Genomic DNA, 14,472 nt, shown 5'->3' with positions numbered 1-14,472 from the left:
ATCACCTCATTGCTTCAGGATTTTGGGCACCCTGTAATTGCGCAAATGGAAGGCGTCGGGCATGCCCGAACCGATCAGCGGGCGACAATACATCAGGAAGTCGCGGGTCACGTTGTTGCCCTCGGGCACGATGAAATTGTCGGGCATCACCTTGGTTTTGCCGCCGATTTCGTCGAGGCGCTTCAGGTGATATTCCACTGAATAGAAGCCGGTGCGCTCGATGACCACCGAACCGTCCGAATCGCGCCAGCGCGCGTACTGCACGGCCTTTTCGCCAACCTCGCGGGCTTCTCGCTGATCGACGTCGGAAACGCAACCCAGGAAGGAGCGTTGCAGATAGCCGAACGTGTCGCCGCGCACGCGTTTGACGCCCAGCGTCTTCTTGACATGATCGGTCAGAAGGTCGGCCAGCGCCCCGGTGCCCGACAATTGCACGTTGCCATGCGCGTCGCGTTCGATTTTTTGCATCAGCTTGCTGATGATCGGCTCGCCCGTTTCGTCGTGAATGCCTTCGGAAACAGCGACGATGCAGCGCCCATGCTCGTCGTGAACGCGCTTCACGTCGGCGATGAAACGGTCCAGGCTGAAATTCTTCTCGGGCAGATAGATCAGATGCGGGCCGTCGGCATTGTATTTGCGGCCCAAGGCCGAGGCGGCGGTCAGAAAGCCCGCATGCCGGCCCATGACGACGCCGATATAGACGGACGGCAGGGCGCGGTTGTCGAGATTGACGCCTGCGAAGGCTGACGCCACGAAACGGGCCGCCGAGCCGAAGCCCGGCGTGTGGTCGTTGATCACCAGATCGTTGTCGATGGTTTTGGGAATGTGGAAGCAGCGCAGATTGTAGCCAGCCTTGCTGGCTTCTTCCGAGACGATCCGGGCGGTGTCCGAGGAATCGTTGCCGCCAATATAAAAGAAGGTGGTGATTTCGTGGGCCTTGCAGACCTTGAAGATTTCCTGGCAATAGGCCAAGTCAGGCTTGTCGCGGGTGGAACCCAGGGCGGAAGCGGGCGTGTTGGCCACCAGTTCCAGATTGTTGGTGGTTTCCTGCGTCAGGTCGATGAAGTCTTCGTTCACGATGCCGCGCACGCCGTGATAGGCGCCGTAAACCTGCGTCACGGTCGAAAACTTGCGCGCCTCGATGACCACGCCTGCCAGCGACTGGTTGATGACCGCCGTCGGGCCGCCGCCCTGCGCCACCAGAATTTTGCCTTCCAACATCGTCAAGTCCCCTGCTTGCTCCACCAAGGAGCGAAGCCTATACCCGACGGGGTGGGTTTGGCTACTGCGGGCTACACGCCGCCCAGATAGGCGGCCTTGACCTGATCGTTGGATAGCAATTCGCGCCCTGTGCCCTGCAGCACGACCTTGCCGGTTTCCAAGACATAGCCGCGATCGGCGATGGCCAGGGCCGCCGTGGCGTTCTGCTCGACCAGGAAAATGGTGGTGCCTTGCGATTTCAGTTCGACCACGGTGCGAAAGATTTCCTCGACCAGCAAGGGCGACAGGCCCATCGACGGCTCATCGAGCAGCAGCAGCTTGGGATGGCTCATCAGCGCCCGGCCAATGGCCAGCATTTGCTGCTGGCCGCCCGACAGATTGCCCGCAGGCTGGTCGCGGCGCTGTTTCAGGATCGGGAATTGGGCGTAGACCTTTTCCAAATCGGCGGCGACGTCTGGGCCTCGGCGGCGATAGGCGCCCAGCTTCAGATTGTCTTCGATCGACAGAGGCCCGAAAATCTGACGGCCCTCCGGCACCTGGGCGATTCCCATGGCGACGCGATCGGACGGTTTGCGCCTTGTGATGTCCTGGCCTTCGAACCAGACGGCGCCCTGGCTCATCGGCTGCACGCCCGAGATGGCGCGCAGCATGGTGGTTTTTCCCGCTCCGTTGGCGCCGACCAGGGCCACCAGCTCGCCTTTTTCGATCTTCAGGTCGATGCCGGAAAGGGCCTGAATGCGGCCATAGTGGCTGACCATTCCGCGAATTTCCATCATCAGTGGGCACCCCCCAGATAGGCGGCCACCACGGCGGGGTTGTTGCGCACCTCGGTGGGCGTGCCCTCGGCCAGCTTCTTGCCGTAATCCAACACCAGAATATGGTCTGAAATGCCCATCACCATCTTCATGTCATGTTCGACCAGCACCACGGTAACGCCGCTTTGCGCCACCTTCACGATCACCTCGTCGATTTCGCGGCTTTCCGTGGCGTTCAATCCGGCGGCCGGTTCATCCAGCAGCAACAGCTTGGGTTCGGCCGCCAAGGCTCTGGCGATTTCCAGGCGCTTGAGTGCGCCGTAGGGCATGGCGTCAGCATCGGCGTCGAGATAGGCTTCCAGGCCCACGAAGCGCATCAGTTCCGCCGATTTCTCGCGGGCCAGAGCGTCAGATTTGGCAATGCCGGGCAGGCGCAATAGCGAGGGCAAGAAGCGTTGGTCCAGATGCAGATGCCTGCCCACCATGACGTTTTCAATGGCCGTCATGTTGAAGAATATCTGCAAATTCTGGAAGGTGCGCGACATGCCGCGCTTGGCCAATTCGTAGGGCGCCTTGCCCGCCGTCGATTTGTCGTCGAACAATATCGTGCCCAGGCTGGGCGTGTAGACGCCGGTGATCAGGTTGAACAGCGTGGTCTTGCCAGCACCATTGGGGCCGATGATCGAATGAATGGTTCCCGGATTGATGACGAAGGACAATTCCGACACGGCATGAATGCCGCCGAATTCCTTGCTTAGGTTTTCGACCCGAAGGAGCGTCATGAGCGCCTCCGCTGGATGAAGGCGGCGATGGTCGGAACCAGCCCCTTGGGCATGAAGATCATGGTGCCCATCATGATGCCGCCCAGGATGATCGGCTCGTAATCTTCGAACACGGTCAGGAATTGCGGCAAGGTGGTCAGGAAGGCGGCGCCCACCAAGGCGCCGAAAGTGGAGGCCATGCCGCCGAAGACAACCATGGTGACCAGCTCGATCGACTTGAAGAAGTCGGCCTTGGTCGGCGTCAGTTGCGGAACATAGTGGGCGAACAGGCTGCCCGCCACGCTGGCGATGACGGCCGAGACCACGAAGACCATGACCTTGTAGCGCGTGGTATCGACGCCCACCACTTCGGCGCCCACCTCGGAGCCGTGCAGGGCGCGCAAGGCCCGGCCAACCGGCGAATCGACCAGATTGGTGGCCAGCCAGATGGTCAGCAGCAACAGGCAGGCCACCACCCAATACCAGTCGCGCTCGCCTTGCAGGGTAAAGCCGCCCAGGGTGAAGGGACCCGCCGCGATGCCGTCGGGTCCGCCGGTGACGCCCGCCTCGGTGTTGATGACGATGGAAATGATGATGCCGATGCCCAGCGTGGCCATGGCCAGATAATGGCCCTTCAGCTTGAGGATCGGGCGCGCGATGGCAAAGGCGATCAAGCCCACCAGGACGGCGCCGGCCAGCAGCGCCAGCACGGGCGACCAGCCGTGATGCGTGACCAGCACCGCCGAACTATAGGCCCCCAGGCCGAAGAAGCCCGCATGGCCCAGGCTGATCTGGCCCGCATAGCCGATCAGAAGATTAAGGCCGACGCAGATGATGGCGTTGAACCCGGCCAGCACGGCGATGTCGACGTAATAATTATTGGGCAGCGCTTGCGGCAGCACGGCCAGAAAAACGGCCAGGGCGCCAAGTCCTGCCCAGCGAGACACGCCCTTCATCACACGCGCTCCGTTCCCTTGCGCCCGAACAATCCGTTGGGCAGGAAGATCAACACGGCCAGGATGATGACGAAGGCCACGGCGTCTTTATAGGCGCTGGACAGGTAGCCAGCCGCCATCGATTCCGCGATGCCGACGACCAAACCGCCCACCACGGCGCCCATGCCGTTGCCAAGGCCGCCCAGAACGGCGGCCGAGAAGCCCTTCAACCCCAGCATGATGCCGTTGTCGTAGGCGGTGAAGGTGATGGGCGTGATCACGATGCCGCCGATGGCGCCCAAGGCCGCCGAAAGGGCGAAGCTGATCATGAGGACCCGCTTGGTGTTGATGCCCATCAATTGGGCGGCCAGCGGGTTGAACGAAGTGGCCAGCATGGCCTTGCCTTCCAGCGTGCGGTTGAAGAACCAAGCCAGAAGCAGAATGACGATGACCGCTACGCCGAGAACCCACAGGGTCTGCGGCATCAGGACGGCGCCCAGAAGGTTGATCGGCACCTCGCCGGTGAAGGGTTCCAGTTTATGGAAATTCTTGTCCCACACTTCTTGGGCCAGACCGCGCAGGAAAATGGAGGCGCCAATGGTGATGATGATCAGCGTGGTGACGCTGGCGCGCTTGGCCGGTTCGACGGCCAGTTTCTCCAGCAGAACGCCCACGGCCATCGTGACCAGGATGGCCAGCACGATGGCCAGCGGCATGGGCACGCCCGCATCGACCAGCGCCACGGCGCTCATGGCGCCGATCATGATGAACTCGCCCTGGGCGAAGTTGATCACGTGGCTGGCGTTGTAGATGATCGAGAATCCAAGGCCGCACAGCGCGTAGATGGCGCCCACGGTCACCCCTGAAATCAGGAATTGGAGAAAGGCCGAAAGCATGGATAGCCCCTTTGTCGAGTTTCCTTCGCCCTGCTTGCAAACAGGGCGAAGGATCACTCATCAAATGACGTGAGATCAGTTGCTAAGAGCGAAGTCGCCCTTCTTGATCTCGACCATGTGGAAGGCCGAGAGATTGAGGCCCATATGGTCGGTAGCGCTCATATGGACGGTGCCGCCGGTGCCGATATAGCCCGAGGTCTTCTCGATCTCGTCCCTGACCTTGGCCTTGTCGGTTCCGCCCGCGCGCTGCATGGCGGCCAGCGCCATTTGCAGACCGTCGAAGGCGTGACCGGCAAAGGTCGAGGCTTCGGCCTTGAAGTCGGCCTGATATTCCTTCTGGAATTTCACGACGACGGCCTTTTGCATGTCGCTGTCAGGCAGTTGGTTGGCCACCACCAGACCGGCGGCGGGCAGACGAACGCCTTCGGCGGCATCGCCAGCCAGCTTGATATAGTCCTTCGAGGCCACGCCGTGCGACTGGTACAGGGGCGCCGAAATGCCAAGCTGCTTGTAGTTTTTGGTCACCACTGCCGGGCTTTGGCCAAAGCCCCAATTGATGACGGCCTGAACGCCCGGCGTGTTCTTGATCTTGGTCAACTGCGCCGTGACGTCGGGGTCCTTGGGGGCATAGGTTTCGTCGGCAACCAGGGTCATGCCGTAATTGCCCTGCACCTTCAAGGTTTCGTCATGGCCCGATTTGCCGAAACCGGCGTTCTCGGAAATCATGGCGTATTTAGTGATGCCCTTCTTCTTCATGTCGGTGAAGATCTTTTCAGCCGCCATGCGGTCGGTGTGAGGGGTCTTGAAGACCCACTTCTTCACCGGCTCGATGATGACGACGGCGCCCGCCAGCGAAATGAAGGGCACGCCCGCCGCCTCGACCAGGGGAACGGCCGCCATGGTGGTGCCGGTGGTCGAACCGCCGACGATCACATCGACTTTGTCGTTCTCGATCAGGCGCTTGACGAAGCTGGAGGCCTTGTCGGCGGCGCCCGCGTCGTCATAAAGGATCAGATCGATCTTGCGGCCCATGATGCCGCCCGCCTTGTTGTATTCGGCGACGTACTTTTCCAACACCTTCTTTTCCGGGTCGCCCAGGAACGAGGCTGGGCCGGTAGCCGACAGGAACGCGCCGATCTTGATGGGTTCAGCCGCCTGGGCCGCGCCGAAAGAGGCGGTCAGGGCCACGGCAGCCGCCGAGGCAAGGTTTTTCCACGATTTCATGCTCATCCAATCCTCCCATAAACTTGTTCGTGCCGCGTTAATCCGGCTTTGTAGTACCATTTTGCCGCAATTTTTTGCCTGAAGCTAGCAAAATCTGTATCATATTGCCGGACCAACGGCGCATCGGGCATTATGGACACGATTTCCTATTGGTCAAAGGTTTGATTCTGCGTATGAGTTTCTTGTGGCCGCCTCGTTTCGAAAGTTTTTCTCGCCGTGAATGCCAAGCCCCGTCTGATCGCCCTTACCCATAAGCTGCTTGCGGAGTTGAAGCCCCGGGCCAAGTCGCTGATCGTCACGGTCTATGGCGACGCCATCGGCCCGCATGGCGGCACGGTGTGGCTGGGCAACCTGATCGGGCTGATGGAGCCTTTGGGCATGTCCGAGCGCATGGTGCGCACGGCGGTTTTTCGTCTGATCAAGGACGAATGGCTGAAGGCGACCCCCATCGGGCGGCGTTCGACCTATGGCCTGACGGAAATCGGCTGGCGGCGCTTCGAGGCGGCTTACCGGCGCATTTACGCCCCCTTGGAAATCGCCTGGGACGGCGATTGGCATTTGGTGCTGATTTTGACAGGCGGCGTTTCGACCGAGCGGCGCGACCTGCTGCGCAACGAACTGGCTTGGCAGGGGTTCGGCCAAGTGGGGCCAAACTTGCTGGCGCATCCCAATGCGGACGCCGCCGAACTGGCGGCCACGCTGGACACGCATGAAATGATCGACGACGTGGTGGTGATGAAGTCGCGCCATGTGCGTCCCCAAGGCGCGCAGGCCCTGAAGGAACTGGTGCGCGAAAGCTGGGACCTGGACGGTCTGTCCAAGGGCTATCAGGGCTTTCTGTCCCGCTTCAAACCGGTTCTCGATCAGTTGGCGGCGGGCGAGAAACCAGATTCGGCCACCGCTTTTGCGCTTCGCATCTTGATGCTGCACGATTTTCGCCGGGTGCTGCTGCGCGATCCCTTGCTGCCCAGCGAACTGCTGCCCGAGAAATGGGCCGGAACCCAGGCCCGGCGGCTGTGCAAGGAGATTTACACCCATTTGCACGAAGGCGCCGAGGCGCAACTGATGAACGGATTGGAGACGGCGGAAGGCCCTCTGCCTCCCTTGCATCCATCCTATTTCTTCCGCTTTGGCGGCATCCTTCGCTAAAGCTAAGGCCGTTTTACGGGCTTCTTTGCGTTGCTGGTTTCTTCTGGCGCCGGAGCCTCGGGCGCCGTCAGGCGGCAGGCCCCCGCATGTCGGTCGACGCTGGCGACAACAGCCGACTTGCGGCCAGCCAGCAGGCGTCCCTTGGCGTCGCGCATCCCCTCGCGCAGATGCAAGGGGGTTAGCGCGAAGTGATTGTTGGCGAAGCGGACCGGCCCTCTGGCGCCTTGCACTTGGGAATTGGCCAAGGCCTTGGCGAACTGGCTGCGCTCGGCCACCCGGCCGCCCATGTTCTTGACGGCCTGATCGAGAAGCAGGGCCAGATCGTAGCCGAGGGCTGCGAAACTGGACGGCGGCGTTCTATATTCGTCCTCGAAATCGGTTGCGAATTTGTGGCTTATGGGGTTCTCGGCATCGTCGGCCCAGGGCGCAATCGTCCTTAAACCGATGGCGGCTTCGCCCAGGGCCTGCAAATGGGCTGGTTCCATCAAGGGCCAGTCGACGTAAACGGTCTTGCCGCCTTTCAGACTTTTGGCGTGCATCTGGCGCAGAAAGCCAATGCCAACGCCGCCGCCCAGCAGAACCGCGACGCTTCTGGGCTGGCTCGCCTTGATGGCCTGAAAGGATTTGTCGAAAACAAGTTCGCCAGCCGCCGTCTCAAGCAGTTCCAGGTCGGGCAGAAGGGCGCGCATGGTTTCCGCCTGCCTAGCCGCCCGCAAGACATTGGCGGGGATCAGGGCTGCCACTGCGCCGCCCGGCGATTCACTGGCCAAGGCGCGAGCCAAGGTTTCCGCAAACACGTCGTCCGAGGGAACCAGCGAGAAGAAACCCAGACGGCAATCCGCTCCGGCCAGCGAGACGGGTCCGAAGGCGGGGCTGACGAATAAGGGGCCGCCATCTGTTTTGACCGCTGCCGCAACCGCCAGAACGGTCTCCGGCGACGCAGGTCCGCTGATCAGATGCACATGCTCGCGCTCGATCATGCGCCCGACAGCCTTGACGGCGGCTTCCGGCTGGCCCTGGTCGTCGATTAGGATCAAATCCGTCTCGACCCCGCCAAGCCTTCCGCCCAGGCCTTTCAGTCCCAGCTTGAATCCGTCCGCGAAATCCTGGCCTCGATTGGCCGTGCCGCCGCTGAGCGAGGTTACGAAGCCCAGCTTCAAGATTTCCGCAGCCTGGCCTGCCTGCGGGCAGAAAAATGCGTGGGCGGCCAGCAATATGATGGCTGGCCGCGAAATGCGCTTTACATGGCGTAAGGAATAACGGAAATAAGTCAGCATCTTCCTGATGTTGCATGGATGGGGCAGGAATGTCCATCCTGGCCGTTTCCAGGTGCTTGCGTTGGGTAGGGAAACGAGGTAGTAAGGCACCACCCATAAGTGGGGTGCCTTGCTTGATCAAGCACAGGCATTCTCTTCCATCCGAAACCCAGAGCTTTGAGGTTCTTCTATGGCACGCAAAAAGATCGCACTGGTCGGCGCCGGCAATATCGGCGGCACATTGGCTCACCTGATCGGCCTTAAGGAACTGGGCGACGTCGTGATGTTCGACATCGCCGAAGGCGTTCCCCAGGGCAAGGCGCTGGACATCGCCCAGTCGACGCCCATCGAAGGCTGCAACGCCGCCTATAGCGGCACCAACGACTATGCCGATTTGAAGGGCGCCGACGTGGTGATCGTCACCGCTGGCGTGCCGCGCAAACCCGGCATGAGCCGCGACGATCTGGTCGGCATCAATCTGAAAGTGATGCAATCGGTGGGCGCTGGCATCAAGGCCAATTGCCCCAACGCCTTCATCGTCTGCATCACCAACCCGCTGGACGTCATGGTCTGGGCGCTTAGAGAAGCCTCGGGCGTGCCCGCCCACATGATCGTCGGCATGGCTGGCGTGCTTGATTCGGCGCGTTTCCGCCTGTTCCTGGCCCGCGAATTCAACGTCTCGGTGGAAGACGTGACGGCTTTCGTGCTGGGCGGTCACGGCGACACTATGGTGCCGCTGGCCCGCTATTCGACCATTGCCGGCATCCCGCTGCCCGATCTGGTGAAGATGGGCTGGACGACGCAGGAAAAGCTGGACGCCATGATCCAGCGCACCCGCGACGGCGGCGCCGAGATCGTCAATCTTCTGAAGACCGGTTCGGCCTTTTATGCGCCCGCCGCGGCAGGCGTCGAGATGGCGGAATGTTTCTTGAAGGACAAGAAGCGCGTGCTGCCTTGCGCCGCCCTGGTCAAGAAGGGCATGTACAAGCAGCCAGACGACATCTTCGTGGGCGTGCCGGTGGTGATCGGCGCCAAGGGCGTCGAGCGCGTCGTCGAGATCGAACTGGATGCCGAAGAGCAGGCCGGTTTCGACAAGTCGGCCAATGCGGTGCGGGCGCTGATCGCCACCGCCAAGGGGCTGATGGGATAAGATCAATAAGGGCAAGGAGACGTTTTAGATGAATATCCATGAGTATCAGGCCAAGCAGCTTTTGGCCAAGTACGGCGTGGCCGTGCTGCAAGGCGGCGTCGCCTATTCGGCCAAGGAGGCCGAGGATGTGGCGAAGTCTCTGCCGGGTCCGGTCTATGTCGTGAAAAGCCAGATCCACGCTGGCGGACGCGGCAAGGGCAAGTTCAAGGGCAAGGAAAGCTCGGGCGGCGGCGTGCGTCTGGCCAAGTCGGTCGACGAGGTCAAGTCGCATGCCAACGAAATGCTGGGCGGCGTACTGGTCACCAAACAGACCGGCGCCACCGGCAAGGAAGTCAAGCGTCTCTATATCGAGGCCGGTTGCGACATCAAGCGCGAGCTGTATCTCGGCATGCTGATCGACCGCGCCACGTCGCAGGTCACCATCATGGCCTCGACCGAAGGCGGCATGGAGATCGAGGAAGTGGCGGCCCATACGCCTGAAAAAATCCTGAAGCAGGCCATCGATCCGGTGACCGGCGTTCAGGGCTATCACTGCCGCAAGCTGGCCTTCGGGCTGGGGCTTGAGGGCAAGCAGGTGGGGGCTTTCACCAAGTTCGTCTCGGGCATGTACGAAGCCTTCCTGGGCCTCGACGCTTCGGTGGTGGAAATCAATCCGCTGGTCGTCACGGGGGCGGGCGAGGTGATCGCGCTCGACGCCAAGATGAACTTTGACGACAACGCGCTTTACCGCCAGAAGGCGGTGGAAGAAATGCGCGACGAAAGCGAAGAGGATCCGGCCGAGTTGGAAGCCGCCCGCCATTCGCTCAACTACATCAAGCTGGACGGTTCCATCGGCTGCATGGTCAACGGCGCCGGTCTGGCGATGGCCACCATGGACATCATCAAGCTGTATGGCGGCGAGCCTGCCAACTTCCTGGACGTCGGCGGCGGCGCCACCAAGGAGCGCGTCACCACCGCCTTCAAGATCATCCTGTCCGACCCGAACGTCGAAGGCATTCTGGTCAACATCTTCGGCGGCATCATGCGTTGCGACGTCATCGCCGAGGGCGTCGTCGCGGCGGCCCGCGAAGTCAGCCTGAACGTGCCCCTGGTGGTGCGTCTGGAAGGCACCAACGTGGCGCTGGGCAAGAAGATCATGGCCGATTCCGGCCTGCCCATCGTTTCAGCCGACAATCTCGCCGACGCCGCCGAAAAGGTGGTCAAGGCCGTCAAGGAGGCTAAGTAAGATGGCCGTTCTCGTTAATGCACAGACCAAGGTGATCTGCCAGGGCTTTACCGGCGCGCAGGGCACCTTCCATTCCGAACAGGCCATCGCCTATGGCACCAAGATGGTGGGCGGCGTGACACCCGGCAAGGGCGGCACCAAGCATCTTGACCTGCCGGTCTTCAACACGGTGGCCGACGCCGTGGCCGCCACCGGCGCCACCGCTTCCGCGATCTATGTTCCGCCGCCCTTCGCGGCCGACGCCATCTTGGAAGCCATGGACGCCGGAATCGAACTGGCCGTCTGCATCACCGAAGGCATTCCCGTGCTGGACATGGTGCGGGTGAAAAGGGCGCTGGCCGGGTCGAAGACCCGTCTGATCGGACCCAACTGCCCGGGCATCATCACGCCGGGCGCTTGCAAGATCGGCATCATGCCGGGCCATATCCATCAGAAGGGGTCGGTCGGCATCGTGTCGCGCTCGGGCACCCTGACCTATGAAGCGGTGGCGCAAACCACCGCCGCCGGTCTGGGCCAGACCACCTGCATCGGCATCGGCGGCGATCCGGTCAACGGCACCAACTTCATCGACTGCCTGGACCTGTTCTTAAGCGATCCCGAGACGCAGTCGATCATTATGATCGGCGAAATCGGCGGTTCGGCCGAAGAAGAGGCTGCCGACTTCCTGAAGCGTTCCAAGATCAAGAAGCCCGTCGTCGGCTTCATCGCTGGCGTGACCGCTCCTCCGGGGCGGCGCATGGGCCATGCCGGAGCCATCATTTCGGGCGGCAAGGGCACGGCTGGCGACAAGATGGAAGCCATGCGTTCGGCAGGCATTGCCGTGGCGGAAAGCCCGGCGGCGCTGGGCAGCACCATGGTCAAGCTCTTGAAAGGCTGAGAGGCAATACCCATTAAACCGGTGTGGGGAGGCGGGAGAGGCCTCCCCATGACCGGCAATAACAAAATCAAATTCGGAGAGCACCAGCACTTGGACCCAACCGCCCTATACGGCGCCAACGCCGTGTTTCTGTCCCAGATGCAATCGCGCTGGGCCGAGAACCCTGCCTCTGTCGATCCGGGCTGGGCTTCGTTTTTCCAAGAGCTGGCCGACAGCGCTCCCAATGTGCTGAAGGATTTGCAAGGTGCCAGTTGGCGGCCTTCGGACGCCAAGGTGATCGGCAGCCTTGATCCCGACGCCAAGCCGGCAACGCCCGCCAAGGGCAAGGACGCCAAGGCGGGAGGCATCACGCCCGAACAGGTGCGCGCCGCCACGCTGGATTCCATCCGCGCCCTAATGCTGATCCGCAGTTTTCGCGTGCGCGGCCATCTGCTGGCCGATCTCGATCCCTTGCAGTTGGAAGAGCCGCAGCCCCATCCCGAGCTTGACTGGCGGACCTACGGCTTTACCGAGGCCGATCTCGACCGGCCGATCTTTCTCGATTACGTGCTGGGCCTGGAAACGGCCACGCTGCGCCAGATCACCCAGGTCTTGAAGGAGACCTATGCCGGTTCGATCGGCGTCGAGTTCATGCATATCCAGGATCCTGATCAGAAGGCCTGGATTCAGAAGCGCATCGAAAATGTCGGCAACCGCACGGAATTCACCGACAAGGGCAAGCAAGCGATCCTGGAGCGCCTGACCGAAGCCGAAGGTTTCGAGAAATTCCTGCAGGTGAAATATACCGGCACCAAGCGCTTTGGCCTGGAAGGCGGCGAGACGGTCATTCCCGCCATCGAGCAGATCATCAAGCGCGGCAGCCAGATGGGCCTTAGGGAAATCATCTTCGGCATGGCGCATCGCGGCCGCTTGAACGTGCTGGCCAACATTCTGCACAAGCCCTACCGCGCCATCTTCTCGGAATTCCAGGGCAATCCCTCGCACACCGAGAATGTGCAAGGTTCCGGCGACGTGAAATATCATCTTGGCACCTCGGCTGACCGCGAATTCGACGGCAACACCGTGCATCTGTCGCTGACGCCCAATCCCTCGCATCTGGAAATCGTCGATCCGGTGGTGCTGGGCAAGGTCAGGGCCAAGCAGGACCAGCGCGGCGATGCCGAGCGCAGCCAGGTGATGGCCGTGCTGCTACATGGCGACGCCGCCTTCGCGGGCCAGGGCGTGGTGGCGGAATGTTTCGCGCTGTCGCAACTGACCGGCTACATGACGGGCGGCACCATCCATATCGTCATCAACAACCAGATCGGCTTTACCACCAGCCCGCGCTTCTCGCGCTCAAGCCCCTATTGCACCGATGTCGCCAAGATGGTGCAGGCCCCCATCTTCCATGTGAACGCCGACGATCCCGAGGCGGTGGTGCATGTGGCCAGAATCGCCACCGAATTCCGCCAGACCTTCAAGGCCGACGTGGTGCTGGACATGGTCTGCTATCGCCGCCAGGGCCATAACGAGGCCGACGAACCCGCCTTCACCCAGCCTCAGATGTACAAAAAGATCGCGGCCCACCCGACGACGCGCACCATCTACGCCGCGAAGCTGGCCAGCCAGGGCGTGCTGGATCAGGCGGGCGGCAAGGCCATGTACGACAAGTTCCTGTCCATGCTGGAAGCGGAATATCAGGCGGCGCAGAGTTTCAAAACCAACAAGGACGATTGGCTGGAAGGCAAGTGGCAGGGGCTGGCCCAGTTGAGCGAGGAAGAGGAATTCCGCGACGAGCCGACCGCCGTCTCGCTTGAGCGTTTGAAGGAAGTGGGCGCCAAACTATGCGTGGTGCCCCAGGGTTTCGACGCCAACAAGAAAATCCTGCGCCAGCTTGAAGCCAAGAAGCAGGCGGTTGAATCGGGCCAAGGCATCGATTGGTCGACCGGCGAAGCGTTGGCCTTCGGCACGCTGATGATGGAAAAGACGCCGGTGCGCCTGTCGGGCCAGGATTGCGGGCGCGGCACCTTTTCGCAGCGCCATGCCGTGCTGACCGATCAGACGACCGAAAAGCGCTTTGCGCCCTTGTCGAATCTGTCGCCCGATCAGGCCCGTTTCGAAGTGATCGATTCGCCGCTTTCGGAAGCCAGCGTTCTGGGCTTCGATTACGGCTATTCGACCACCGAGCCGCATGCGTTGGTTTTGTGGGAAGCCCAGTTCGGCGATTTCGCCAACGGCGCCCAGGTGGTGGTCGATCAGTTCATTTCATCGGGCGAAAGCAAGTGGCTGCGCATGTCGGGCTTGGTCATGCTGTTGCCGCACGGCATGGAAGGCCAGGGGCCGGAACATTCCTCGGCCCGGATGGAACGCTATCTGCAAATGTGCGCCGAGGACAATATCCAGGTGTTGAATTGCACCACGCCCGCCAATTTCTTCCATGCGCTTCGTCGCCAGGTGCGGCGCAATTTCAGGAAGCCCCTGATCGTCATGACGCCCAAGTCGCTGTTGCGGCACAAGGCCTGCGTCAGCCCGCTGGCCGATTTCGGACCCGGCTCGCGCTTCTGGCGCCTGCTGGCCGAGAAGGAGGAGTTGGTGGCCGACAAGTCGGTCAAGCGCGTGGTGCTGTGTTCGGGCAAGGTCTATTACGATCTGGCCGAGGAACGCGCCAAGCGCGGCCTTAAGGATGTCGCCATCCTGCGCGTCGAGCAGCTTTATCCCTGGCCCAAGGACCACCTGTTGAAGGAACTGGCGCGCTATTCCAACGCCAGGGTCATTTGGTGCCAGGAAGAGGCGGCCAATATGGGAGCCTGGATGTTCGTGCTGCCCCGCCTGCAATTCGCGCTTGATGAAGTGGGCCACAAACATCGTCACGCCTATTACGCCGGGCGCAAGGCGTCGGCCTCGCCAGCCACCGGCTGGCATCGCCAGCATGTGCAGGAACAGGCCGAGTTGGTCGATCAGGCTCTGGCTTGGAGCTTCGACAGTTTGACGCAGCCATTCCGGCGCGCCACCCCCTTATCACGCATCACCGTCAAGAGGTAGAG

Annotated in this window: 12 protein-coding genes; 5 read left to right on the top strand and 7 right to left on the bottom strand. The window is 61.6% G+C overall.

Features of this window, described 5'->3' with window-relative positions:
• Positions 1-6 precede the first annotated feature (6 nt).
• From HQL44_10785 to HQL44_10760, 6 genes are all read right to left on the bottom strand, one after another.
• Positions 7-1,221 (bottom strand): 6-phosphofructokinase, encoded by a 1,215-nt coding sequence (locus tag HQL44_10785; GenBank protein ID MBF0269064.1) that lies wholly within the window; start codon positions 1,219-1,221, stop codon positions 7-9.
• Between the two features lie 71 nt (positions 1,222-1,292).
• Positions 1,293-1,997, bottom strand: a complete 705-nt coding sequence (locus tag HQL44_10780; protein ID MBF0269063.1) for an ABC transporter ATP-binding protein — start codon at positions 1,995-1,997, stop codon at positions 1,293-1,295.
• Positions 1,997-2,758: an ABC transporter ATP-binding protein gene (locus HQL44_10775; protein MBF0269062.1), complete on the bottom strand. Its 762-nt coding sequence runs from the start codon at positions 2,756-2,758 to the stop codon at positions 1,997-1,999. Before HQL44_10775 ends, HQL44_10780 begins: the two co-directional genes overlap by 1 nt.
• On the bottom strand, positions 2,755-3,693 hold the full coding sequence (locus tag HQL44_10770) for a branched-chain amino acid ABC transporter permease (protein ID MBF0269061.1): 939 nt from the start codon (positions 3,691-3,693) through the stop codon (positions 2,755-2,757). The genes HQL44_10775 and HQL44_10770 overlap by 4 nt, the downstream gene beginning before the upstream one ends.
• Entirely contained in the window at positions 3,693-4,568 is an 876-nt protein-coding gene (locus HQL44_10765) for a branched-chain amino acid ABC transporter permease (GenBank protein MBF0269060.1), read from the bottom strand. The genes HQL44_10770 and HQL44_10765 overlap by 1 nt, the downstream gene beginning before the upstream one ends.
• 75 nt (positions 4,569-4,643) lie before the next feature.
• On the bottom strand, positions 4,644-5,792 hold the full coding sequence (locus HQL44_10760; protein ID MBF0269059.1) for an ABC transporter substrate-binding protein: 1,149 nt from the start codon (positions 5,790-5,792) through the stop codon (positions 4,644-4,646).
• A 216-nt stretch (positions 5,793-6,008) separates the two neighbouring features.
• Here HQL44_10760 and paaX point away from each other — a divergent pair, with 216 nt between their 5' ends.
• Entirely contained in the window at positions 6,009-6,941 is a 933-nt protein-coding gene (paaX, locus tag HQL44_10755) for a phenylacetic acid degradation operon negative regulatory protein PaaX (protein MBF0269058.1), read from the top strand.
• 2 nt (positions 6,942-6,943) lie between these two features.
• Here the strand turns inward: paaX and HQL44_10750 are convergent, their stop codons facing one another.
• The gene (locus HQL44_10750) at positions 6,944-8,218 is read right to left on the bottom strand and encodes an ABC transporter substrate-binding protein (GenBank protein MBF0269057.1); all 1,275 of its coding nucleotides are present in this window, start codon (positions 8,216-8,218) and stop codon (positions 6,944-6,946) included.
• A 169-nt stretch (positions 8,219-8,387) separates the two neighbouring features.
• On the opposite strand from HQL44_10750, the gene mdh reads away from it, so the two are divergent.
• Genes mdh through HQL44_10730 form a run of 4 tightly spaced genes read left to right on the top strand, consistent with a single transcriptional unit; the run spans position 8,388 to position 14,470 of the window.
• Positions 8,388-9,347: a malate dehydrogenase gene (gene mdh, locus HQL44_10745; GenBank protein MBF0269056.1), complete on the top strand. Its 960-nt coding sequence runs from the start codon at positions 8,388-8,390 to the stop codon at positions 9,345-9,347.
• 28 nt (positions 9,348-9,375) lie between these two features.
• Positions 9,376-10,572, top strand: a complete 1,197-nt coding sequence (gene sucC / locus HQL44_10740; GenBank protein MBF0269055.1) for an ADP-forming succinate--CoA ligase subunit beta — start codon at positions 9,376-9,378, stop codon at positions 10,570-10,572.
• Position 10,573: 1 nt separating this feature from the next.
• A complete protein-coding gene (gene sucD, locus HQL44_10735) occupies positions 10,574-11,449 on the top strand; it encodes a succinate--CoA ligase subunit alpha (GenBank protein MBF0269054.1) in 876 nt (291 codons plus the stop codon).
• A 48-nt stretch (positions 11,450-11,497) separates the two neighbouring features.
• The gene (locus tag HQL44_10730; protein MBF0269053.1) at positions 11,498-14,470 is read left to right on the top strand and encodes a 2-oxoglutarate dehydrogenase E1 component; all 2,973 of its coding nucleotides are present in this window, start codon (positions 11,498-11,500) and stop codon (positions 14,468-14,470) included.
• The last annotated feature ends 2 nt before the right edge of the window (positions 14,471-14,472 follow it).

This window comes from Alphaproteobacteria bacterium (genome assembly GCA_015231795.1).
Lineage (GTDB): Bacteria > Pseudomonadota > Alphaproteobacteria > Rhodospirillales > WMHbin7 > WMHbin7.
The sequence above is the reverse complement of the archived record's forward strand: the minus strand, read 5'-3'. Positions and strand labels throughout refer to the sequence as shown.

Excerpts from the sequence above, each read along its gene's own strand:
- HQL44_10785 (MBF0269064.1), bottom strand. The coding sequence starts at position 1,221 with ATGTTGGAAGGCAAAATTCTGGTGGCGCAGGGCGGCGGCCCGACGGCG.
- HQL44_10780 (MBF0269063.1), bottom strand. The coding sequence starts at position 1,997 with ATGATGGAAATTCGCGGAATGGTCAGCCACTATGGCCGCATTCAGGCC.
- HQL44_10775 (MBF0269062.1), bottom strand. The coding sequence starts at position 2,758 with ATGACGCTCCTTCGGGTCGAAAACCTAAGCAAGGAATTCGGCGGCATT.
- HQL44_10770 (MBF0269061.1), bottom strand. The coding sequence starts at position 3,693 with ATGAAGGGCGTGTCTCGCTGGGCAGGACTTGGCGCCCTGGCCGTTTTT.
- HQL44_10765 (MBF0269060.1), bottom strand. The coding sequence starts at position 4,568 with ATGCTTTCGGCCTTTCTCCAATTCCTGATTTCAGGGGTGACCGTGGGC.
- HQL44_10760 (MBF0269059.1), bottom strand. The coding sequence starts at position 5,792 with ATGAAATCGTGGAAAAACCTTGCCTCGGCGGCTGCCGTGGCCCTGACC.
- HQL44_10750 (MBF0269057.1), bottom strand. The coding sequence starts at position 8,218 with ATGCTGACTTATTTCCGTTATTCCTTACGCCATGTAAAGCGCATTTCG.
- mdh (MBF0269056.1), top strand. The coding sequence starts at position 8,388 with ATGGCACGCAAAAAGATCGCACTGGTCGGCGCCGGCAATATCGGCGGC.
- sucC (MBF0269055.1), top strand. The coding sequence starts at position 9,376 with ATGAATATCCATGAGTATCAGGCCAAGCAGCTTTTGGCCAAGTACGGC.
- sucD (MBF0269054.1), top strand. The coding sequence starts at position 10,574 with ATGGCCGTTCTCGTTAATGCACAGACCAAGGTGATCTGCCAGGGCTTT.
- HQL44_10730 (MBF0269053.1), top strand. The coding sequence starts at position 11,498 with ATGACCGGCAATAACAAAATCAAATTCGGAGAGCACCAGCACTTGGAC.